The organism is Microbulbifer maximicatervae (SeqCode), assembly GCF_056231245.1.
In genome coordinates, this window is record NZ_CP174334.1 from 366,024 (window position 1) to 385,888 (window position 19,865).

Here is a 19,865-nt window from a genome sequence, read left to right on the forward strand (position 1 = left end):
TTCTATTCTTTAGTTGTACTGAATTCTCCCAATTAATTATGAGTAAGAAGCCCCGTTTTATTACTGGCCGCAAGCCGGTTAAAAAAAACTTGCCGAGCCGCGCTGAAGCGACAATAGAAAAATTTAGTCACGATATGCGCGGTATTGCCCGGGTGGGTGGCAAAACGGTGTTTATTGATAGTGCCTTACCGGGAGAGCAGGTTAAATTCCGCTATACCGCACGGCGCGGCCGTTTTGATGAGGGAATTGTTGAGGGAATCCTATCGGCTTCAGCGGATCGGTGCGCGCCGCAGTGCGCCTATGTGGATTCATGTGGAGGCTGTTCGGTTCAGCACCTGGAGCCATCGGCACAAATTACTGAAAAGCAAAAAATTCTTTTGGATCAGTTGTCGCGCTTTGGTGGAATTGAACCTGAAGAAATACTGCCGCCGTTAACCGCTGATCCCTACGGTTATCGGCGCAAGGCCCGTATCGGCATTCGCAAATTGAAAAAATCCCAGGGTGGTGAGTTGCTTTTTGGTTTTCGAAAAAAGCACAGCAATGATTTGGTAGATATTGATGAGTGCCCGGTACTACATACAAAAATTGCCGAACATTTAGGGTTGCTAAAAAAACTTGTTGGCGAAAGTGAAGGCCGGGCAAACTTTTCTCATCTGGAAGTGGCGGTTGGAGATGATGTGACAGCTCTGGTGCTCCGCCATTTAAAGCCCCTGTCAGATAAGGACTTGGCGCTCTGGTTAGCATTTGCTAAAAGCACTGGTATACACCTGTATATACAAGGTGGCAGTGATGCTTCCCTGGAGAGAATCTGGCCGACAGAAGGAGCCGCTTATCTAAGTTATCAGTTGCCGGAATTTGACCTGACGCTGAGATTTAAACCGCAGGATTTTGTGCAGGTAAATTTTGCGATAAATCGGCAGATGGTGAGTCGAGCCGTTGAGTTACTCGATCCGCAACCCTCCGAGCGCGTATTGGATTTATTTTGCGGGTTAGGGAATTTTACCCTGCCATTGGCGCGTCGTGCAGCGGAAGTGATCGGGGTCGAAGGTGTCGGCGCTTTAACTCAACGGGGTGTGGACAATGCCGCTTTGAACCAATTACAAAATGTGCAATTTTATTCTGCCGACCTGAACGAAAAAATGGCAGGTGCGCCTTGGGCAGAAGAAGGTTTCGATAAAATCTTGTTGGACCCACCGAGGGACGGCGCTCTGGAGGCTGTGCGCGGGTTGGCGCGATTTTCTGCCAGTAGGATCGTCTACGTCTCCTGTAACCCGGCCACGCTGGCTCGGGATGCCGGTGAATTGGTGAAGTTGGGGTACCGGTTGAGTAAGGCGGGTGTCATGGATATGTTTCCCCATACCGATCATGTTGAGTCGATGGCAGTATTCGACAGAATTTAGGGCCTATTGAGGCCGGGAAAACTAACGTAAACTGCGGTAAAACCGTTTAAGCGAAGTTGTTATGCAAAGCGAAACCCTAACCGATAATTTTGAAGATAATTGCGCGCGCTTTTTGCCTGAAGCTGTAGGCCAGGGCTGCGTCTGGGCCCTGCAGGGTGAGGAGGGCTTTGCACTTTGTGAGTCTGAAAAGCGGGCCGATACCGAGGTTATGCCCTTTTGGTCGCAAAGAGAATTTGCACAAGACCACTGCGAAGGAGACTGGGCTGACTATGAGGCAGTGGCAATTGACCTGGAAGAATTTATGGATGACTGGCTCACCGGCATGCATGAAGATGTCTTATTGGTGGGGATAAACTGGAACGCCGAACTGGAAGGGGTTGAGATGGAACCCCTGGACCTACTGGAGCAGTTGGAGCAAGAGCTGCAATAAACTGCGCCATAGTGCCCCACCCAGTGGATAAAAATTACTCAACGGGATGTCTCAAATGGGGCAGATTCTTGGCTTGCGCAAAACAGTCTACGGAGTTGCCAACATTACCGAGGCTGTGGCCTGGTATACGCAGGTACTCGAACAGAAACCCAGCCATGAAAGCGATAGCTATGCGGCGTTTAGTATTGGTGATTGCGAGCTCGGATTAAATGCCGATGCGCGCAGTGCGATCAGCCGGGCCGATGGTGTAGTTGCTTACTGGCAGGTTTTGGATTTGGCCGCGCAGATTGAGCGACTCGGTACTATGGGGGTGCGGCAGCACTCGGATATAGAGGAAGTTTTTGGACGTGTGCTGATGGCGAGCTTTCTTGACCCCTATGGCAATGTTTTCGGATTGATTGAGTACCTGCAAACGCCCATTGAGAGATAGGACCATTAAACGGAGCAGTTCCTGTGGATAAGCCGCCCATTTCCAGATTTCGTTCCCCCAATCGAAGTTTTGCTGCGGAAAGCCTTGCGCAAATTGGGCGGGGTTATGTGGTTCCGGATCGAGTGGCTTTAATTACCGGCTGCTCAAGCGGTATTGGGCGGGAGCTGGCTTTGGCACTACATCGCCGGGGAACCATAGTGATTGCCACGGCGCGCCGGCCGGAAAGTTTACAAGAGCTGGCGGACCTGGGAATTGCCACAGAGGCCTTGGATGTGAATTCCCAGGCGGATATCAATCGAGTAGTTCACGCAGTAAAAGCGGCATACGGACGGCTCGATATTTTGGTTAATAACGCCGGTTACGGTCAGATGGGGCCGTTGCTGGAACTGGACACGCGAGCACTGGAAAAACAGTTCCGAACCAATGTATTTGCCCCTCTCGCTTTGATTAGGGCCTGTGTACCTTTAATGCGCTCGGAGCAGGGCGGAATTGTGTGTAATATCGGCTCGGTTTCCGGTGTAATGCCTACACCTTTCTCCGGTGCCTATTGTGCTTCTAAAGCGGCCCTACACTCCATTTCTGATGTTTTGCGACTCGAACTAAAACCCTTTGGAATTCGGGTAATGACGGTGCAACCCGGTGCGATCGCATCGGAATTTGGTCGCCACGCTGAGACATCCTTGCGCGGTCTTTTGCCGCCGGACTCCCTGTATAAACGGCAGGAAGAGGCGGTTAGGGCCCGAGCCCAGGAGTCCCAACAGAATGCTACATTGGCAAGCACGCTGGCTAAAAAATTGGTGCGTGAGCTGCTGCGAAAACGCGCTCGTCCTTTGGTGCGTATTGGCAACCGCAGCAGCCTGTTGCCCTGGATGGCACGCTGGCTGCCGCGCAGTTTTAGGGACTGGTTTTTAATGCGGAGATTTAAATTAAATCGCCTCGCTCACAAAAGCTGAGGATTGTTATTCTGGTTTTTACAGTGAGTGGTTGGACTCCTTCAACCACCGTTGTACTTCGTTGTAGTTGCCTCGATACAGAATTTTCTGTTCCGATTTCTTCATAAGATGGTCGTAGCTGCCGTCATAGTATTCTTGCAACAGTGATACCACGATGGGGATGTACACATCGCTATTATTCGTTCTCAGTAATTCTTGGTTAGCTGAAGCTAAGGCTTCGTTGAGCTGCTTGTAGCGCAGCCCTCCCAGGCGTTTACTGATTTTATTGAGATTGAGATGTAATTCTTCCCCCAAAGATTCAGCTGCTGATTTTTCACTGCTTTTAAAGCGCTCTAAGCCCTCGTGAACATAATCTTGCACAATGCGCTGTGCCCGTGTTTCCAATGGCTCCTCGACAAGAACCCGGGGAGCGGCCTTCATGGCGGTTTGCAATACTGGAGGAAGTGCGCAGCGTCCAATTAGACGGCTTTCATCTTCAATCGCAATAGCACCTGCCTGCTGGGAAAGCTTCAGCAGGTCGATACTGATCTGATTTTCAAAATCGATTTGTGAAGGTTGGCTACTACTGGTGCGTCCAAAGCTAGAACCTCGATGTTTTGCGATCCCCTCAAGGTCGATATACCGCCGCGCAGCCTGGATTAACTCTGTTTTGCCACTGCCGGTGTGACCAGCAACAACGATAAAGGGTAGCTGGGTACAATGCTTTTCCAGCTTGTTTAACAGGAACTGCCGCATGGCTTTATAGCCACCCTCTACTATCGGGTATTCAATATTATTCGAGCGTAGCAGTTTTTGTGTCATTCGGGAGCGTAAACCGCCTCGGAAACAGTAGAGGTAACCTTGGGGGTGTTTACGTATAAATGCGCTCCATTGTGAAAGACATAAGCTTCGCACTTCATCTGTTGCTAAACGCCAGCCAAGGTCAATTGCTGCTTGCTGGCCTTTGTTCTTGTACTCAGTCCCGATCAGTTCACGTTGGTGATTGTCAAGCAGGGGGTGATTTCTTGCGGAAGGGAAAGCGCCGCGAACAAACTCAACCGGGGCGCGTACGTCCATCAGCGGAATATCATTCAGGAAGATGTCCGTGTAATTCGCAGTATCGGTCCGCAAGGTAGCACTCCTGCTTATTTAGGAAATAGGTGGTATTTGATTGTATCTCCATTTTCTTTCCAGGCCTATGGCAACTGAAGAAGCTACTTGTGTATGCAATATATGATGTGCTTAGCGTTAGATGACAGTTTGATATTTACACCGGAAATTAATGCTCAGTATGAGAGAATACTTTTTTAATTTATTGCTCGATAGCTCAGTGTTTACATTTACTTTTTGAACCTAATGCAATTTCAGGTCACAGAAGGTAAATCTTAGCTTCCCTGAATTATTGCAGCGGATTTAAAAATCCTGGAAGCATTTGGATTACATAAGGGGCGGGTTGCTCCTGCATGTATAGAGGATAAAAACGTGGCTAAAAAATATATCTATATCCCGATAAATAGTGATGAAATGCAGGAATATGCGGAGGGGTTGGCGAAAGCCTGGGGCATACCGGTGAATCAAATCCTGGCCAATAAAGTAACCTCCGGTTTTGGAAAAGCCATGTATCGGTGGGTGAACCAGTGTTTGAGTAAGCTGAACCCTGCCGATACCCTTTACATCGTAACCCATGGCACGGGTGCCGGGGATGGACAATTTATTGGTGCTGAGCGCTCCACGAGTAACAACAAGCAGAAAAAAGTATATGTAAACGGCATGCCTAACTGGCAAGGAGGAGAGTGGAAAACCTACACGCCTCGACAGCTAGCAGATACCTTGGTTAAAGAGGGGCTTCCTGCTAATTTCGTTAATTTACATGTTTGTGCCTGTGGTTCCGGCTACGATGGAGAAAAGTTAAGACCTTGGGCTCAACGCTTGCGCCAGGCGATGGTTGGCACCTATAGAAATATTCAGGTCACTGGATATAGAGGTTGGTTCTCCTGCAGTACTGCCAGGGTTTGTATTAAAGTAGGTACTCAGTTTTATCCATTGGAAGAGCGGGCAGTTACTTTCTCCTGAATTTTGTACCCCTAATGTAGCTGGGGTTATGGCGTAGAAGTGCGCTCCATGTAATTTCCCGGGTATACCCTGAATAGATAGCTGAACAGAAATCTGAGCAGCTTTTATATTCAGGGATATCTTTCTCCATGACTGTTGACCAGTTACTAATCCTGATTATTTTAAGTGTCACTATAACCCTGTTTATATGGGGGCGGTGGCGCCACGATATGGTTGCTATAGCAGCCTTATTGACTTGTGTCTTTACCGGTCTGATTCCCCCGGAAAATGCTTTTATTGGTTTTGGCCATCCAGCGGTCGTGACTGTAGCTTGTGTGTTAATCCTGAGTCGCGGCTTACAAAATACCGGCGCAATGGATGCACTTGCACAACGAGTTGTCCGCAAAAGCGGGAGTATCTCAGTATCCATATTGTTACTCATTGGGCTCGGCGCGTTTTTATCTAGCTTTATGAATAATGTCGGCGCGTTGGCTTTATTAATGCCCGTGGCTGTGGATATGGCCGAGAAACAGAAAGTGGCACTGGGGAGGGTTTTAATGCCCCTGTCTTTTGCAACGATTCTGGGGGGAATGACCACACTGATAGGTACACCGCCAAACTTGGTCGTTTCCGGTTTTCGGGCGGATTCTGGCGCCGGTAGCTACGGTATGTTTGATTTCACCCCGGTGGGTCTGGCAGTTGCGATAGCCGGAGTTTTGTTTATTGCATTTGTTGGGTGGCGCTTGGTGCCTACGCGCAATCGAACGGGGGCCTCCTCCTTTGAAACTGGCACATATTTAACAGAAGCACTTGTTGAGGAAAAAAGTGTAGCTGCCGGTAAGAATCTACGTGAAATTTCCAAAATGCTGGGAACAGAAGATGCCCAAGTTGTGGGTGTCGTACACAATGATGCCAGGGTCTCTCCCGCGACTCCCTGGCATAAAGTAAATAGCGGTGACATTTTGGTCATTGAGGCGGAGCCGGAGAGCCTTGCCACCTGCTTGTCCAATCTCAGTTTGAAAACAGTGGGAGCCCTTGGGGCAGATTCATCGGGTAAGGCTCGACAATCGGGTAGCAATAACACCGAGAGTGATTCTCAGAATAAGACCCCAATAAAAGCACTGGCGGATCGTACCGAAATGCAGCTGCGGGAGTTGGTTGTCATGCCAGATTCCCCTTTAGTGGGACGCCCTATGAGGTTTTCACGCCTCGCAGCGAGATACCAGATTCACTTGCTAGCACTCTCGCGCCAGGGGCGCCGCTCGGTGCGCCGGTTGCGTTCGACACCATTACTGGCCGGTGATGCTCTGTTAATGATGGGGGCCGATGAAAACCTAAACAGCTTTGCTAGGGAAAAGGGCTGTGTGCCTTTGGCCTCAAGGGATATTAGCATTCCCAACAAGGAGAAGGCGGCCATTGCCCTATTGGCTATGGTGCTTGGTGTCGCTGGTGCAGCGTTCGGCTTATTACCGGCAGCAATCTCGTTCGCCACTTGTGTATTGGCTTTTATGGCGTTGAAGATAGTGCCGTTGCGAAATGTTTATGACTCTATCGACGGGTCCGTCGTCGTGCTATTGGGGACTTTGATTGCTGTTGCTGATGTGATGGAGTCAACGGGAGCTGCAGACTTGGTCGCTCAGGTTTTGTTGGATGTTCTGGCTCAGGGCAGTGCTGTTTTGGCCCTGGGGCTGATCCTGGTGGTTACTATGACGCTGTCTGATTTTATGAATAATGTCGCCACTGCGGCAGTGATGTGTTCAATTGCCATGAGTACTGCAGAACAACTGGCGGTGAATCCAGATAGCTTCCTGATGGCTGTCGCAATTGGAGCCTCTTGCGCATTTCTAACACCGGTTGGGCACCAAAATAACACCTTAATTTTGGGGCCGGGAGGGTTTGAATTTGGTGATTACTGGAAAATGGGGCTGCCACTAGAATTGTTGGTACTGGTTGTGAGTATCCCCATGTTGCTTTGGGTTTGGCCCCTGTAATCGCAGTGAGCTCAAGCAATAGAATCGTCTACCGGCTGGGCCAACTCCGCCATAAACCTGCTACAAAAGCGCAAAATATCAGTCACAGTTACAATTCCAACCAGCTCGCCTTCCCGCATAACCAGTACCGAGCCAATGCCTGTATCCGCCATAGCTAAGAGAATTTTATCTAACGGGTCGTGGATATCTGCAATAAAGGGACGTCTGGCACATAGGTCATGTACATAAAGTTGCTGCTCTTCTAAACGGTGTCCCGGTGCATTGGCTCTTTCGATATCCCCTCGGGAAATGACCGTCTCCAAGTCGCCTGCACGTGTTACCGGCAGGTGGCGTACTTTGTGCTCCTCCATCATTGCCAGAGCATCCTCTACCGTGGCATTGATATCGATATGGTAGGGAAATGGCGTCATCAGAGCGGCCAAAGTCGGTATATGGTGGATATTATTGTGAGTGGACATAGTATGATCTGGGTATCCAATTGTATTTGGCAATATGCTCGATTACCGTTACACAGCGACTAATTTGCAATTGACGACTGCAGCTACAATATAGCTAATTGCGCTCCCTAGGGATATCCTTTTAAGATTGCAGATATGGCCGCCTTTGTTACACTTTTTAGCCCTTATTTTGAATTATTCCTATTATATTCAAAGGTAGGGACACAAATGGTTGATATTTGCCGGTGAAAGATTATTATTCGCGACCTCAGTCGAAAAATATAATCAGTGATTCGGAGTGTTTGCCGAACCGAGCTGAAATCGGCTAGTTTTTAATAATGTATTTGCCGAATATACCTAACACCAGAACTACACGATGTGTAGTGGTATCTACTCATGTATATCGGGCAATTCATAATATGCCGGACTAAACATCACTAAATTGCTTGCCATTGGCCAGCCATGGTGTTTGTTGATTTTTTACACGGTATATCCGAAATAACAATCTGTGTCGCCCTGCGCCACAGATATATCTCTGTGTTTTTTAATAACCGTCGTTGAGGTTTATTGAATGTTTCAGGAATACGAACAACTTGAACAACAAATCGCCGAACATCAGGCAAGAATCGAAGAGTTACAAGAGCAAATGGCTCAGGCTGAACGCAAGAAAGATGGCGTAATTGCCTATGATAAAGCACTGGTAAACCTTGCTGCTGAATACCACATGGATGAAGAGGAGTTCTTCGTTGCCCGTGGCCAGCAAATCGTTGAGTGGTTGGTAGCACAGCTGGGTGATGAAGATCCTGCAGACTACGTACAAACCCTGAAGGCTCGCGTTGCCCGTCACCTCAAGAAGGAAGGTGACAGCCCCCGTCGCGGCCGTCGTGCAGCACCGGCAGCAAAGGCAGCAGAGCCCAAGCTGGAAACTGGTCACTATCGCAACCCGTATACCGGCGCTACTGTTGAAAAGAAAAAGCGTAATCCTAAGGCCCTGAGCCAGTGGATTGATGAGTACGGCCTGGATACCGTAAAAGAGTGGAAAATCTAATTCTGGATGACCACTAATTTGATGCCGGATATCCGGCATCAAATATTTTTTCAAAAATCGTTCGATTTTAATTCATCGCATTATTTGGCATTTTCGCCGCATCCTCTCTTTACTTACCTTATTATATTCAGCATATGTCTGCCCCGTTATTTACCTGGGAGTTTATACTGTGCTTTCAAGACTTAAGTCGTTTATTTTCTGTACACTTTTTGTTCTGGTTGGGGCTTCAAATTGGGTTTTAGCCGACTCTTCTGAGTCTCAGGTTATTTACTTAATACGCCATGCAGAAAAAGAGAAAGGGCCCGGGGTGGGTCGCGACCCTCATTTGACTGAGGTGGGCCAGCAGCGTGCTCGGCAACTCGCCTATATTCTTGGGGGAGTGGGTATAGATGCTATCTATAGCACTGACTACAACCGCACCCGGGAAACGGTTGAGCCTCTGTCAAAAGAGCTGGGGCTTGAAGTGGAAATTTATAACCCCAGAGATTTAAAAGAATTTGCTAACTCTTTGCAGCAGGCAGGAAATCGGATTTTAGTGGTTGGGCACAGCAATACCACTCCAAAACTGGCGGAATTGCTCGGCGGTGAAAAAGGGCGACCCATTCGAGAGGCCAGTGAGTTTGACCGACTCTATATCCTGGTGCGTGATAATGAGGGGGTAACCACTTTGATACAGCGCTATGGCCCGATGAAATCCTCGCAGACAGAAAATGCAGTTTCAGAGTCATCTTAATTAATAATTTCTTTTATAAAAGTATCGACTACCTGTGACGCCAGTCGGTGGCGGTGTTCCTTGAAGGCATCGCCGACACTACTGCGCTCCAGGTTCAACTCTATGGTGTGAGCTCCAGCCTGATTGGCACATTCGACAAATCCCGCTGCTGGGTAGACGTTTCCAGATGTGCCAATGCTGATAAATAGGTCGCAATCGGACAACGCCTGATAGATAGTTTCCATTTCCAGAGGCATTTCTCCAAACCAGACCACATGGGGGCGAAGGTTTCCCGCCTGCTGACAGCAACTACAGGTATCAGCTATCGAAAGATCCGAATTGAGGGGATATAGTTTCCCGCTCCGGCTGCATCGTGCTTTTAGTAGCTCTCCATGCATATGAATTAGCTGGTCACTGCCCGCGCGCTCATGTAAGTTGTCAATATTTTGTGTAACCAGTAAGTAATCCCCTTGGAATTTCTGTTCCAGTTCGGCCAGGGCGAGATCGGCAGGGTTGGGATGGATGTCTGCAGATAGCAGCTGCTGGCGGCGTTCATTGTAAAATCTATGTACCAGTGCCGGATTGCGATCAAATGCCTCTGGCGTTGCGACATCTTCCAGGCGATGGTTTTCCCACAGGCCATCGGCACCGCGAAAAGTACCTATGCCAGATTCAGCTGAAATTCCTGCGCCGGTAAGTACAACGATTTTTTGATACTGTTTTTTCATTTTATATTTTCAAACAAGGGCTTTGCCTGGATCTACAGAGGAACTCGCATTCAGTTCAGAGGTCTTAATTGATGGGCTGGTGTGACTCATAATGTTACCGCCCTGGCACTTCCATGTGCAGGGTTTATTGGTAGCACTATTAGTTAATTTTACACTAACTGTCTAATATCCCCTTAGCTCCATGGGATCGATACTTTAGTGCATCTTGAGCTTCGGCTTCACAAACCGGTTCGCCTGCCCGATTAGGTAGAGCAGCATAGCTCTCGGCCAGCCGTGGATTGCCGCCAAGTGCATACGGTAGAGTGAGCGATAGGCAAGGCCAGCAAGGCGTCCTTCTACGGTAAGACTGCCTTTAACCAACGCCCCCATCAGGTTGCCAACGGCAGTGTATTGACTGAGGGATACCAGAGAGCCTCGATCGCGATAATAAAAATGGTGCAAAGGTCTATCTTCAAATAGGGCAATAATATTGTCGCCAACCAGGGTAGCCATTTGCTGTGCTGCCTGGGCGCGCGGAGGCACTCGCTGGTGATTGCCGTCAATGCAACTGGCGCAGTCCCCCATGGCAAAAATCTTTGCGTCAGTTTGGGTCTGCAAGGTAGTTTCCACTTCGATTTGATTGAGTCGGTTGGTACTGAGGCCATCCAGTTGAGTGAGAAATTTCGGAGCCTTGACGCCGGCAGCCCACACTCGGATTGCGGCTGGAATTTCCTTGCCACAAGACGTGGTGAGTCCGCTCTCTGTTGCAGCTGAAATATGATGGCCGGTAAGAATATTAACCCCCATCTTGGCCAGCTCGCGTTCAGCATTATTTCCAATTCGTTTTGGTAGTGCTGGGAGTAGGTGCTCACCCCCTTCTATCAAGGTGATTTCCATCGCATTGGGACGAATGCGTCCATAGTTGCCAACCAACTTTACGGCATCTACTAGTTCTGCCGAGAGTTCTACACCCGTTGCCCCGCCACCAACGATCGCTACTTGCAATTTATCGTCAACACGGGTTTCTAAACGGAGGAAACGGTTGAGAAGGTTTTGGTGAAATTTTTGTGCTTCATAACTGCTATCCAGGAAAATACAATTTTCCCTGACGCCGGGAATATGAAAGTCGTTACTATGCCCGCCGATACACAGCACCAAATAATCGTATTCCAATTCCCTCGCGGGTACTAACTCGCTACCGTCCTCATCATTAACGGGTCCGAGCTCAACTACCTGTCGTTCACGATCCAGAGACTGCAGGCTACCCAACTGAAATTCATAGCCGTGAATGCGGGCATGCACCTGATAATTCAGTGCATCCATATTGGCATCCAATGCGCCGGAGGCAACCTGGTGTAGCAGTGGTTTCCACAGGTGGGTGCGATTTCGATCAACCAGAGTAACTTGTGCAGCGGGGGACTTGCGGCGGCGCTTAAAGAAAGGGGTAAAAGAAAAATATTGACCGAGCCGTGTAGCCAAATGCAGGCCGCTGGCACCGCCGCCAATAATGACGATCTTTTTCATAGGGGTCTTCCTGTCGATTGCTAAAAGCTGACTCCCCAATCTGTGAAGACCTTTTTTGGTATCGGGAAATATGTCACCGATGTTTTTTCTAGCGCCAGTATGTCGCGCTGAAAGACAGATGACAAGTTAACAGAGTCGGTGAAGGCCTCTCTCAATAGAAATCATACAAAGCTCATAACCGGTTGTTGTTCCGGTTTCGCAAAATCCTTAAACCTGGCCTGGTACAGTCTCGTTGTCCTGTGAAATTAGCGCTCGCCAGTCTGCTGACCTGCGCAAGTGTACGCTCACTTCTGGATTCTGTGAGTCCGTCACTACACCGATAATTGACGCCTGGGTGTAACCGCGCTCTAGCAGTGCGCCCACGCAGGCTTCGGCTTGGTCAATAGGAACAGCAGCGAGGAGCCCCCCGCAAGTCTGTGGATCGGTAATCAATGACCACTGTGGCAATGGCTGCCACTCCTGGGGGTTTTCTACAAAGGCGTAGGCATTGGCATTTTGCGGTTGCAGGCTGGATAGCCATCCGCGCTCGATACAAGTGGCGGCGCCGGAGATTAGCGGTAGATTCTCAGCGATCAGTGTCGCGCTTAACCCTTCAGGGCCGAGCATTTCCAATAGGTGGCCCAACAGGCCAAAGCCCGTGACATCTGTCAGCGCATTGGCGTTATGGCGGGCAAATATCTCTGCGGCGTCGGCATTGCTATGCAACATGGTTTCCAGTGCCTGCTGCAACCATAGGCCTTTAGCCTCTCCCGCGCCCTCTGCTGCCAGGATAGTGCCTACTCCCAATGGCTTGCTCAGGATCAAGCAGTCTCCCCCGCGGGCCCCCGTTTTTTCCAGGAGTTGCTCCCGCTCGGAAAATCCATTGACGGTTAGGCCCATTAGCATTTCAGAACCTTCGGCGGTATGCCCGCCAGATAGGACACAGTGGTGCCGGTTCAGCTCGTGGATGGCTCCCGCAAGCAACTGCTGTAGGTCTCGCCGGGTAATTTCCTCTGCAGCCGTAGGTAGGGTTGCAAGGATTTGTGCGGTGGCGGGTCGAGCATTCATAGCAAATAGGTCGGATAGGGCGTGCAGAGCCGCCAGGCGACCAAATATCCACGGATCATCTACAGGTGCACGCAATTGGTCGGAGCTTTGCACTAATAAATGATTAGCCGGTAGGTCCATAACTGCGGCATCGTCACCGACGCCCTTTAACAGGTATTCCGAATGCTGATCCGGAAGGGTCGCCAGCGTGCGGCGCAGGATGTCGGCTCCAACTTTTGCGCCACAGCCATTACAGCGCATAGGAGATAGAGAAGAGCCTGAGCGCTGGTCGACGATGTCTTTGGTTTTGGCAGTGTGATCAGCCATGTCCATTGGCAGCTCACTGAAGCGTCGCATAAATGTGCGGTCGATAGAGTCTTTCCATCGCCACATCAGACCGCTTGCAGCGGCGAAGCCATTTCGAACTGCCACAGCCCGCTTGCCACCACAGGAGAGCAGGCTGAGAAAATCTTTTTGTGGCCGGTATTGTTTTAAGCGGCGTCCGGTCAGGGAGGCGCGCAGATTGTGAAATAGAACTGGCCCCTGGCGAACGGCGTAAACTCCGGCCTTGGGTAGAGGCTCTGGGGCGAAACTGGCCACATCACCAGCTGCAAAAATGTCTTCCCACCCCTGGGCGCGAAGTGTTTGATCTACCACCACAAAGCCTTTGTCATCGAGGGACAGGCCCGAGTTGGCCAGCCAAGGGGGGGCACAGGCATTGGTGGTGAGTATTACCTGATCGAGGGGCAGGCAGTCACCGCTCCCATTAACGACACCCTGTTCGGTAATTTCATTAACGGTCCAGTTATGGTGTAACTGAACGCCTAGCTCTTGCATCTCCTTTGAGACTAATTTGCGTGCTCTGACGGGATAGCCCTGGGGAATTGCGGCGGCACCATGAATCAGGTGAACCTCTACCTGCTTTTTCTTAACGGCATCTTGTAAAGCGTGCGCCATTGCCATCGACAGCTCGCAGCCTCCGGCACCGCCGCCGACAACTCCCAAGCGGAAGGGCGAGGTGTTTTCACCAACCTGTTTTTGCAGTTTTTGCCAGAAACGGTAGAAATGCCCGATAGGCTTTACCGGGATTGCCAATTCGGAGCCCGGTAACTCGCGGGCGGGAGTCGCACCGACATCCAAAGAGAGCAGGTCGTACTCTACCGGAGGCCTGCCCAATAGGGATACGGTGTGATTTTCGATGTCAATTTCGTGTGCACAGGCTTGTATAAAGCGGGCACCAGCGGCCCGGCAGAGCCTGGCCAGATCTATATGAGTGTCTTCCAGGGAGTAATGGCCCGCAACCATTCCGGGCAACATACCGGAGTAGGCGGTTTGCACCTGGGGAGAGACCAGGGTCAGACGCGCGCCTGGCAGAGGCTTCATGGCCCACATTTGCAGCACAATAGCATGGCTATGGCCGCCGCCGACCAAAAGGATGTCCTGGTAGTTTGGATGCTCCTGCATGTCTACTCACTGGCTGGGTAACAGAAAAAATGAGAGGCGGTAAGGATACTGGCTTCCCAAACTTCCGCGCCGCGCAAATACACCCCTGGATAAATAGTAGACAGTTCGCATTTGACTGCGAGCGAATGGACGACGCAGCTGCTTATTATCGCGAATAGCAGCGCCAAGGCAAAAAAATCCCCAGGTGCTGGTCTTTACTGTATGGGCCTAATTGCAGTTGTAATCTGCATAAAATTCATTTTCTGGCGCTTAATTCTAATGCCCCCAGAGTCCGCTTCTCAGAGTGCCTTTTTCCGTCGCTTAATCTGGTGGCTGCTAGCTGGGCTATTGCTGGTGGAAGTTTTTCACTGGTGGGCAGCAAACTGGGTGCGGGTAAAAACTGGCGACTGGATGGAGGAGCGAGGCCTTGAATTCCATGTGGATCACTTGCGCGTATCGCTGCTGGATCTAAGTGTTATAGCGATTGATGTAAAAGCTGAGAATCGCGAAGGGCGGGGGTTCTCTGCTCATGAGGTAATGCTCGATTACAGCTGGTGGCAATTGTTATGGGGGCGAGCTCATTTACCCAAGGCATCGGTGAGCGGTGCCTATATGGACCTGCAGTCTTACCCGGGTGAACTGTACCGGGAGTGGGAGGTGGGTGGCTGGAATCTTGGAGGCGGAGCGCGGCAGGATCGCGATTTCAGGCTGCTTATCGGTCGCGCCCAGATACGGGATAGTGAACTTTGCTACCTGCACAAGCCTATTTGGAAGCAAGCTACCTGTGCAGCCATCGGCAAGCTCCAAACCGATAAATTCACGCTGGCATTATGGCGCAAAGGTGATGTTCCCCTGAACGTAGATATTGCTATTGGGGATTTACAGGTCAGTGATTTATTGGCCTGGGAGGGAGGTGAATCACGATACAACACGGTGATAGGCAGTTTGGAAGGAACTCAGGTCAATTTTTCCTGGCCGAGCCTCAATACAGATCTTAACAAGTTTACTGCGGAATACTTTATAGGATGCCCGCCACAGCGTTGGGCCGATGCAATAGCAGGGCTGCAAAGCCTGATTGGACATTGCGCCTCCGCCCGCCGGCTTACCGCAGCAGGTGATATGAAATTCGGGTTTGGCCGCAAAGCTCGTGCCCAGTGGCGGCAGCTCAATGGTGAGAGTGTTGTACTGAGGCACAGTGATCGCCTTTGGCAGGATTGGCGGGCCGGGGTTATTAGTATCAGTGAGTTTAATTTTGAGCGCCCGAAAAAGCGCTTGGGATGGAGGCGAGGCTTTGCCCAGGCATTTGATTGGTGTCCACGACATCTGCGTAACGCTAATTCCCACCTGTGTCTGCGAGCGGCTAATTTAGACCTGCCGGAAAAAACGGTTTTCGACTGGAACGATCGCTTAAAAATAAATACAGGGGCCAGTTCAATTAATCGGGGCTACCTCTTGGATATGGCTCGATCTACCAGCCATCCCATCAGGGCTAATAATGGCGTATTTGGTCCTCTTCAGTTTTATGCCAAAACGCGAATATTATCTTTTGCCCACCTCGCGATTGAAACAGCCAATGGGTGTGTACCGGGTGGTCTGTGGCAGAAACCCGATCACTGTGTCTCTATGGTTGGTCTCAAAAGTACAGAGGAGTTTGCCTTTCAGTTCGGTTCCGCTGAACACAATATTGATTGGGGGCTTTCCAGCGGTCCTCTGCAATTGGCTCAATTTTCAATAGGTGCCAGAGGTCGTCCCAGAGCTAAACTACAGGACCTACGCTGGCGGGCCATTGATACAATAGGTCGTAACGGCCCGCTATCTGCTCAGGACTTTTTTATCCAGTCACTATCAGGGTGTTTGCCGCAGGACTTTCTCCCCTCGGATTGGCAGCCTTTGTGCGCACGTTTAAACAGCTTCTCAGGGCGGGGACATTTCGCTTGGCAGGGAGGTGAAGATGGCTATGCCATTTTGGGGAACCTGCGCCTTCACCGCTTGCTTCTAAATGATTCAGCTGGTGCAGGAAATGGCTTACTGATACAGCAGTTTGAAAGTGGCGATAGCTTATTTAAAAGAAAGGTTACAAATAATCCCTGGCTGGTGACTAGTCAGTTACCGGGTATTCCTCAAGGAGTTGGTGATAATAATTACGGCACCGAAAAAGGAAGACTGGATCAACAGAATATTGATGCGGATAAAAACCCTGACGACTTAGGGCTGGCCACCATAGAAAACCCAAACCTGGAAATAAAAAACCTTGTTTTGAAGAAACTGGCTGGCTGTCTCACTGATGGTTGGAAAAGGTTATTTTATCGCGCCAATAAAAACCACGAAAATCTGCCAGTTTGCTTTGATGTCCGCTCATTGGAGCAAGGGGAGCCGCTCTTTATATCTTGGCAGCAGGGGATAGATCTTTCTGTAAAAAAAATCTCCATGGTTAGTGCTGAAGCAAAGACAAAGGGGGGCAGGAAATTATTTGACTTAAAAAAGATAGAGCTGCCCCTTGCCAGACTAAGACATAGGCGTACACCAGGCTCTGAATCTTATCTCGCTTTGCCCGGTGCAAATGCTGAGCAGGTGAGTGGCTGCTTTCCCGGCGGTAGGCAAGTGAGTTCACTAAATATTCACTGTGTAGATGTTGAGCGCCTTTCACTGGGAGATTACTCCTACATATATTTCAGCCAACGCAATTTGATTGCCAATATGGATGACTCAGCAATTCAATCCGTGCAGCTGAAAAACCTATCTGGCGCGAATGTTTTTGATATTGGAGGTGTACTTATACCAAAGCTAGAGTTGCTATGGTCCCGGGAAAAACCTACCCAGTCAAAAATTGCATTGCAGGATATTGCTGCTGACAGAGTAACCTTGTGTCTTCCCTGGCTAGCAGAGGCGTATAAATCGATACCGACCTGTGTATTTGGGCAAGATATCCATTCGGTAGGGCAAAGCGGTTGGTCGATCGAAGAAGTGGAATTAAAGGAGGACTTTGAAACTGTACCCATGTTGCAACTGGGGCGAGTATTCACGAAGAGAACGTCTTTTTCCTCCAATACTCTCGATTTTTATGGGCTCAATATCGATGAGGTTCTGCTTTGTGGGTTGAGATCTTATTCTTCTGAAAATGATGAAGATATGGGTCTTGCCGATTGCATTGAGACCCCACAAATAAGCTTTGGTGATTCCTGGGTAAAATTGGGTATAGATTCAGGCGCCCCCCGCTTGGATTTAGGGCCGTTAAAGAGTAAGCCTATCGCGTTTTGGCAAAAGGGTCGCGACTATTTAGAAGCTGGTGTGCAGGGCTTGAGTTGGAGTCGATTTATCTGGGATAGAGGTGCAGAGTTCTCAGTGTCGAATCTAAGCTTGCAGAATATCCGGGCGTGTACGCGGGATACGGGGCTTGCAGTAACTGTGGATAAGCTGAGTCGGGCCAGGGCAGGTGACTCCCACCATTGTTTTGGGGTTGATAAATTATCCATGCCGGGATTACAGAAAATCAAATTGTCAGACCCCTGGTCAGTTCAAGGTTCTGTAGAATTGGTTGGGCTATCAATACCCAGGAAAAATTTGGGGCCACTGAAAATACCAAAATTTGAAATTGATAATATCTCCTTGCAAGGGGAATCTTTGGCGAAAGCCTCTGGTGCGAGGGGATGTATGCCAGGGGGACTATTAAAAGACGAAAAGATAGCGCCCTGTTATGAATTTGGGGCCTTTAGTATTGGCAAGGCAGAAGGTATTAATGGCACTGGCGGAAGGCAGCTTATCCTTTCTGGGATAAAAATAAGTAATGTACAGTTGCATGAGCAAAATTTTCCACAGGAATTGCCACTTAAACTTTTATCTGTATCCGGTATGGGGGCCGGACACTTAAATATCAGCCGGCAGGGAGTTGATTTCAAGGGTTTACAGTTTAAGGAAATTGCAGGATGTTTTCCCAGTGGTTACCTGGATCAGGGAGATCATTGCTTCAGCTTCTCGAGTTTAATGCTGGAGGGGAACTACCGCCGTGGTCAGGGGGCAGAACTTGCTGTTGTGAGGGTCAATGGCATCACTTTGCTTTCACCTTCTGGGGAAGAGTTAGTGCACGGTGAAAGCATAACCTTGTCGCATTTGCTCTTTACCGATACCGAGTGGCGCTTTGCCAGTGGTGAGGCAATTCACTTTCATTTTTTTGAGAGAAACCCGGATAGTTTGGATTTTGATCGCCATAGATGGATGGCTGATTTTAAGTCCCTGTGGGTTGAAGGTTTGAGCTACTACCGCCCTAAGAAAACACTCACTGTTGGTTTTATCGACTTTCTGCGCCCTCGATTTATTCTCTTAAGGGATTTATCGGGGAAGTTTCCGGTGGCCCGAAAAATTAATGAGTTGCGAGGCTTTGGCGGCATTGACACGTTTGCTTTCAGGGAGGAGGGCAGCCCGCCGCTACTTTATCATCTCGGTGACCTCTACCTAAAACACGGCACTTTTAGTTGGGTAGACTATCAAGATGAATTCAGGGCCCGCTTACCGGTCCGGGATATCAACTTTAATCTCAGTGATTTAAGTAACTTGGCCGAACACCCCCCTGCGGTGATTGTTGTTAATGGAAGGCCTGGCGGATTTGGTGAGGTTCAGATAGGGGGAACTGTAGATTACTTGGGAGATAAAAAGTGGAATGCTGATCTTACCGGATATCTCACCAGCGTAAATTTGATACCTGCTACGCCTTATATGGCCAAGTTGTTAGGTTACAAAATCCTTCAAGGGCAGGGAGATGCGGTAGTTAATATTCGGGTATTTGAAAATGAACTCGATGGCTTTGCCGATATACGACTGGAAAAACTAAAAGTTCGCCGGGTGCGGAAAGATGATCAGCTACCGGTGAAGTCCACGCTGATTCCCTTGAATATTGCTCTATGGTTGCTAAAAGACGGGCGGGGGGATATCAAGTTTGGCATGCCTGTTAGCGGCAATATTCGCGATCCCAAGTTCTCCTTCAGTTTTGTATTTAGTGAGTTGCTACAAAAGGCAATTATAGATGCCTTGATAAGCTATTTGACTCCCTATGGCGTTTATTTGTTGGCACGTTATGCCTGGGGGCGTTTCAGGGCGAAATCATTTGCGTCTATTGACTTTGAGCCTGGAAGTGCAAAATTAACTAATTTAGCACTGACACAACTACAGCGTATGGTCTTTGTTTTACTTAAGAACCCTGACGCACGACCAGGAGTATGCGGCATATCTAATGCCCGGGACTGGCAAGCCCTGTACCCCTATTCCATGGCAGGTATGAGCAGAAGCGGAAGAGCCCAGGTTGCTTTTTACCAAACCCCATCTCTGGAACTTCGTGAGGAACTTGAAAATTTGGCAATGGAGCGAAGCCGAAATGTCGAAAAGTATTTGATTGATGCAGGAATAGAAGCTTCAGAATTAATCCCTTGCGCACCTGACTATATTGGTAAGGATTTTGGTGATCCAAGGGTGGAATTTTCGAATTAAGTAAGCATGTAACATTAATATCTATATAAATAATGGTATAAATTTCCGTCTTCCTTTCCTGCCTTACAGCTTGTGGTAGCTTCGTACCGCTATAGGTTTGTTAGGGTGTCAAGGTCGTTATTGAGGGCAGCGTTAATTATTTATTTTGCTGTAATTAGTACATATAAGATTGTTTGCCTTCTTTTTGTGAAACGATTCACTGTGTTTAAATATGCCTCAGTTTTTCGACTTTTTTAAGGTTTGTTATTTGTAGGG

At 49.2% G+C, this 19,865-nt stretch carries 14 protein-coding genes; 9 read left to right on the plus strand and 5 right to left on the minus strand.

Annotation, left to right across the window (positions count from 1 at the left end):
* The first annotated feature begins 38 nt into the window (after positions 1-38).
* From rlmD to ACJJIS_RS01675, 4 genes are all read left to right on the plus strand, one after another.
* Positions 39-1,400, plus strand: coding sequence for a 23S rRNA (uracil(1939)-C(5))-methyltransferase RlmD (rlmD, locus tag ACJJIS_RS01660; RefSeq protein ID WP_475709318.1), 1,362 nt, complete (start codon positions 39-41; stop codon positions 1,398-1,400).
* A 61-nt stretch (positions 1,401-1,461) separates the two neighbouring features.
* On the plus strand, positions 1,462-1,830 hold the full coding sequence (locus ACJJIS_RS01665; protein WP_444895989.1) for a DUF2750 domain-containing protein: 369 nt from the start codon (positions 1,462-1,464) through the stop codon (positions 1,828-1,830).
* Positions 1,831-1,885: 55 nt separating this feature from the next.
* Complete coding sequence (locus ACJJIS_RS01670; protein ID WP_475709319.1) at positions 1,886-2,260, plus strand: VOC family protein; 375 nt, start codon at positions 1,886-1,888, stop codon at positions 2,258-2,260.
* Positions 2,261-2,283: 23 nt separating this feature from the next.
* On the plus strand, positions 2,284-3,213 hold the full coding sequence (locus ACJJIS_RS01675; RefSeq protein ID WP_413663457.1) for an SDR family oxidoreductase: 930 nt from the start codon (positions 2,284-2,286) through the stop codon (positions 3,211-3,213).
* Positions 3,214-3,231: 18 nt separating this feature from the next.
* Here the strand turns inward: ACJJIS_RS01675 and mnmH are convergent, their stop codons facing one another.
* On the minus strand, positions 3,232-4,323 hold the full coding sequence (mnmH, locus tag ACJJIS_RS01680) for a tRNA 2-selenouridine(34) synthase MnmH (protein ID WP_475709320.1): 1,092 nt from the start codon (positions 4,321-4,323) through the stop codon (positions 3,232-3,234).
* 351 nt (positions 4,324-4,674) lie between these two features.
* Between mnmH and ACJJIS_RS01685 the strand changes: the two genes are divergently transcribed.
* Both ACJJIS_RS01685 and ACJJIS_RS01690 read left to right on the plus strand, forming a co-directional pair.
* Positions 4,675-5,265, plus strand: coding sequence for a hypothetical protein (locus ACJJIS_RS01685; RefSeq protein WP_413663455.1), 591 nt, complete (start codon positions 4,675-4,677; stop codon positions 5,263-5,265).
* A gap of 128 nt (positions 5,266-5,393) precedes the next feature.
* Positions 5,394-7,235, plus strand: coding sequence for an SLC13 family permease (locus ACJJIS_RS01690; protein WP_445355580.1), 1,842 nt, complete (start codon positions 5,394-5,396; stop codon positions 7,233-7,235).
* 11 nt (positions 7,236-7,246) lie between these two features.
* On the opposite strand, the gene ACJJIS_RS01695 is transcribed toward ACJJIS_RS01690, so the two are convergent.
* A complete protein-coding gene (locus ACJJIS_RS01695; protein WP_413663453.1) occupies positions 7,247-7,693 on the minus strand; it encodes a CBS domain-containing protein in 447 nt (148 codons plus the stop codon).
* Positions 7,694-8,243: 550 nt separating this feature from the next.
* On the opposite strand from ACJJIS_RS01695, the gene ACJJIS_RS01700 reads away from it, so the two are divergent.
* Together ACJJIS_RS01700 and ACJJIS_RS01705 are read left to right on the plus strand one after the other, a co-directional pair.
* Positions 8,244-8,720, plus strand: a complete 477-nt coding sequence (locus tag ACJJIS_RS01700; RefSeq protein WP_282931121.1) for a DNA binding protein — start codon at positions 8,244-8,246, stop codon at positions 8,718-8,720.
* 169 nt (positions 8,721-8,889) lie between these two features.
* Positions 8,890-9,453, plus strand: coding sequence for a SixA phosphatase family protein (locus ACJJIS_RS01705; RefSeq protein ID WP_475709321.1), 564 nt, complete (start codon positions 8,890-8,892; stop codon positions 9,451-9,453).
* Here the strand turns inward: ACJJIS_RS01705 and cobB are convergent.
* From cobB to ACJJIS_RS01720, 3 genes are all read right to left on the minus strand, one after another.
* Positions 9,450-10,160, minus strand: a complete 711-nt coding sequence (gene cobB, locus ACJJIS_RS01710; protein ID WP_475709322.1) for a Sir2 family NAD+-dependent deacetylase — start codon at positions 10,158-10,160, stop codon at positions 9,450-9,452. The two genes, ACJJIS_RS01705 and cobB, sit on opposite strands and share 4 nt — an antisense overlap.
* A 195-nt stretch (positions 10,161-10,355) precedes the next feature.
* Positions 10,356-11,663, minus strand: coding sequence for an NAD(P)/FAD-dependent oxidoreductase (locus ACJJIS_RS01715; protein WP_445355581.1), 1,308 nt, complete (start codon positions 11,661-11,663; stop codon positions 10,356-10,358).
* Positions 11,664-11,870: 207 nt separating this feature from the next.
* Positions 11,871-14,153, minus strand: a complete 2,283-nt coding sequence (locus ACJJIS_RS01720; protein ID WP_475709323.1) for a slr1591 family oxidoreductase — start codon at positions 14,151-14,153, stop codon at positions 11,871-11,873.
* A 258-nt stretch (positions 14,154-14,411) separates the two neighbouring features.
* On the opposite strand from ACJJIS_RS01720, the gene ACJJIS_RS01725 reads away from it, so the two are divergent.
* Positions 14,412-19,610 carry a DUF748 domain-containing protein gene (locus ACJJIS_RS01725; RefSeq protein ID WP_475709324.1) on the plus strand — a complete coding sequence of 1,733 codons (5,199 nt, stop codon included), beginning with the start codon at positions 14,412-14,414 and terminating at the stop codon, positions 19,608-19,610.
* Positions 19,611-19,865 lie beyond the last annotated feature (255 nt).